The sequence below is a fragment of the Streptococcus sp. k-402 genome, assembly GCF_013277515.1.
Taxonomy (GTDB): Bacteria; Bacillota; Bacilli; order Lactobacillales; family Streptococcaceae; genus Streptococcus.
Genome location: NZ_VMNB01000019.1, coordinates 1 through 3074 on the forward strand (window position 1 = coordinate 1; position 3074 = coordinate 3074).

The 3074-nt window shown below is 34.9% G+C and carries 4 protein-coding genes; all 4 read left to right on the forward strand.

Going from position 1 to position 3074, the window contains the following annotated elements; genetic code table 11:
* Positions 1-842: 842 nt before the first annotated feature.
* The 4 genes from HT724_RS09730 to HT724_RS09745 all read left to right on the forward strand — a co-directional run bounded on the left by HT724_RS09730 (position 843) and on the right by HT724_RS09745 (position 3020).
* A complete protein-coding gene (locus tag HT724_RS09730) occupies positions 843-1805 on the forward strand; it encodes a protein rep (protein WP_173276833.1) in 963 nt (320 codons plus the stop codon).
* 31 nt (positions 1806-1836) lie between these two features.
* A complete protein-coding gene (locus tag HT724_RS09735) occupies positions 1837-2025 on the forward strand; it encodes a hypothetical protein (protein WP_050217533.1) in 189 nt (62 codons plus the stop codon).
* A 118-nt stretch (positions 2026-2143) separates the two neighbouring features.
* A complete protein-coding gene (locus tag HT724_RS09740; RefSeq protein WP_173293588.1) occupies positions 2144-2560 on the forward strand; it encodes a hypothetical protein in 417 nt (138 codons plus the stop codon).
* A gap of 181 nt (positions 2561-2741) precedes the next feature.
* Complete coding sequence (locus HT724_RS09745) at positions 2742-3020, forward strand: hypothetical protein (RefSeq protein WP_050217530.1); 279 nt, start codon at positions 2742-2744, stop codon at positions 3018-3020.
* Positions 3021-3074: the final 54 nt, after the last annotated feature.

Sequence of the window (3074 nt, forward strand, 5' to 3'; positions counted from 1 at the left end):
CAACTAATCATTTATCAGCAGAGGAAATTGAATGCCTTATTTAGACTAGTTTCGTATGCTGAAAGCATACATTGGAGGGGAATGCTATAGCCTGCTATAGCAGGGGATGAAATCCCTCTCAGTTAAATCAGCTAAAAAAGTTAAAGTTGATAGAGGGCGATGAATTATATTTTAATTTTAACGCTTTATAGACCTCGCACCAGCGGAGCGGACGGTGCGAAATTCTATTAGTAATAACTAAGGGATTATTTCTTTTAATGTGACAAATGCCCTGTAATGTGTTACAATCGTAGTGCGATAAGGTGGAGTAACCTAAGCATTATAAAACCACTAGGAGGGCAATCCTAGTGGTTTTTTGTGTCTATTGCGATGTAGACACTCAGGCTATTGTTTTTTGTCGCGTTTGTCTGTATACTTACGGATAAGCCATTCCGCAATGACTTGGGAAGTCACGCTAATAAATAGAGGTATCAGAACAAGCTGGAGTAACCAAATAAGCATTATATCACCTCCTTAGCTACGCTAACTTGGTGTTGCGACTTTATGATTATACCAAATTTTTGCTATGGTTTCCGTATAAAAAATGACCTTTTGAGGTCATTTTAGAACGAGCGAAGCGAGTTTTTTCTTATCTTGATACATATAGAAATAACAAGATTTTAAAAATCGGGTCAAAAAACGGTCAAAACCCTTGATTTTACTGGGTTTTCAGGCACAAAAAAAGCCTTGTTTTTTGTGAAAGCTTTTGATATAATTTAGGTGTCTAATCAAAATCATAAAAAGCTAGGAAAATTGCAAGGACTTTTTTCTATATTTCTTTGTAATTACAGGTAAATTATAACATGTCAGATGTTAAAAATCAAGTATTTCAGGATATATCAAAGACTGGAAAAGATAGAAAATGGAGAGAACGCAAATTAAAAAATATTGAACTGGCAGGACAGTTAGATATTTTGGGTTATCGTTCATTTGAGCGAGTATATCAATGCGCTGAAGTTCTAAAATTTGTTGAGCAGTCTGATGGAACGAAGAAACTATATCAGTCTTATTTCTGCAAGAATAAGTTGTGTGCTCTTTGCAACTGGAGAAGGTCGATGAAGTACTCATATCAAGCAAGCAAGATTGTAGAAGAAGCTATGATTAGGCAACCGAAGGGGCGCTTCTTATTCTTGACTTTGACCGTTAAAAATGTAATAGGTCAGGAACTTAATCAAGCGATGACAGATATTCTTATAGGTTTTAATAGGCTTATGAAGTACAAAAAAATTGATAAAAATATGATTGGCTTCCTTAGAGCGACAGAGGTTACTTATTCCAAAAAATTAGACAGTTATCATCCTCATCTGCACGTTTTACTAATGGTTAAGCCAGGCTATTTCAGGTCAAAAGATGACTATTTGAACCAGGAGGAATGGACGGAACTTTGGAAAAAAGCTATGAAGCTAGACTATACTCCTATGGTGGATATTCGAGCGGTAAAAGCCGATAAAGGTAAAGGCTTGAAAGGTGCTATTTTGGAGACTGCAAAATATCCTGTAAAACCGTTTGACGTGATTGATGAAAAAACGGATTTTACCGCTCAGGAGAAACTGCAAATAGTAGATGATATGCTGACAGGGTTGCACCGAAAAAGGCAGATAGGTTTTGGTAAGCTGTTTAAAGAAATCAAGAAACAGTTTGATTTTGACGATTTAGAAGATGGTAATTTAGTCCAAACAGGAGATGAAACAGAAAGTAGGGCAACAGGTAGAGAAATCGTAGCTATTTGGAATTGGGAAAGAAAAAATTATTATATTAAATCATAAAAATAGGCAAATAAATGAAAGGTAAAATATAATGGCAACACCACGAATACAAGGATATACATCGCAACATAACTATGATTATTATCAGGAAGCATATACGCATTATATGGTAAAGCAAAAAAAAGCAGTCCCTAGCGGAGTCTTTCTCATTGAAGCAATTAAGGAATATTGTGATAATCATGGGATAAAAACTACAATAGAACCGGAAATAAATAAATAATAAAGGATGTCGAAAGGCGTCTTTTTTGTTTTTGCTTGAAAAATAGGAAAAAAAGAGGTACAATTCTTTTAGGACATATAACCTAAAAGAACTACAAAGAAAGGTAAAGGTGGGTAAAATGGAATATAGCAAAGCTCTTGAGAAAGCAAGATTGTTAAAAATCACGATAGGGATGATGATATTATTTAAAGGCATTAAAGAAAAAGCAAGTAAAGCTGTATTTGATGTAGATGCAGTTATAAAATCGTTAGAACAAGAAGAATGGGTATCAGCATCGGCTTCGTTACTAAAAATTCGTGATTTTGTTGGAAGTTATCGAGATACCTTATCGAGAATAGAATTGGAAAACAATGAAACTCTTGACCTTTTAGAGAAAAGAATAGGATATATAGAAAGTTTTATTGGGGAGCAAATAGATAAGCAAATAGATAAGGAGGAGTCTAATTTATGCCACGGCAAAAAAAGAATTTCGAGGAGGTCAGAGAAATCCTTGTCAACAAAATTACAGAAATTTTTGAGACGACGAGAGTCTTAGATGAAACGAGTTCTCTTGACGACTTTACCATAAAAGATTTGGAGAATATTTTAAGACTTTTAGAAGATGTAAAATCAAATGTAAATACTTTTTCTCGTCTGATAATGGGGCAAATGCGAGAAGATATAAAAAGTATGAATTTAGTGCAAAACAAGAAAATTAGAATTAACAGAGGTGTAAAATGAGAAATACAACAGAATCAGAATTGTGTTTAGTCGTGGCAGTTTCCAGCAAAAAGGGGTGGGTTAAGTTTATACCTCTAGGAGATGGGACAGAAGCGTTTTGGGGCGATTTAGGGGCGTCTTACAATGCTGATGAAGTCGGAGACATCTTCCAGCATTTAGGGCTTTATAGAATGAATCTGAAGAATGTAGCTGGCATAGGCCGTCCACCGAAATATGTAATTGAGAACGCAGAAATTGTCCTTAAATTTACGGAATTAGTTTCTCAATATCAATGATTAGTTTTTTTACAAGTTGCAACTCTCAAGCGCTAGCTTGCTTGCGATCTTGAT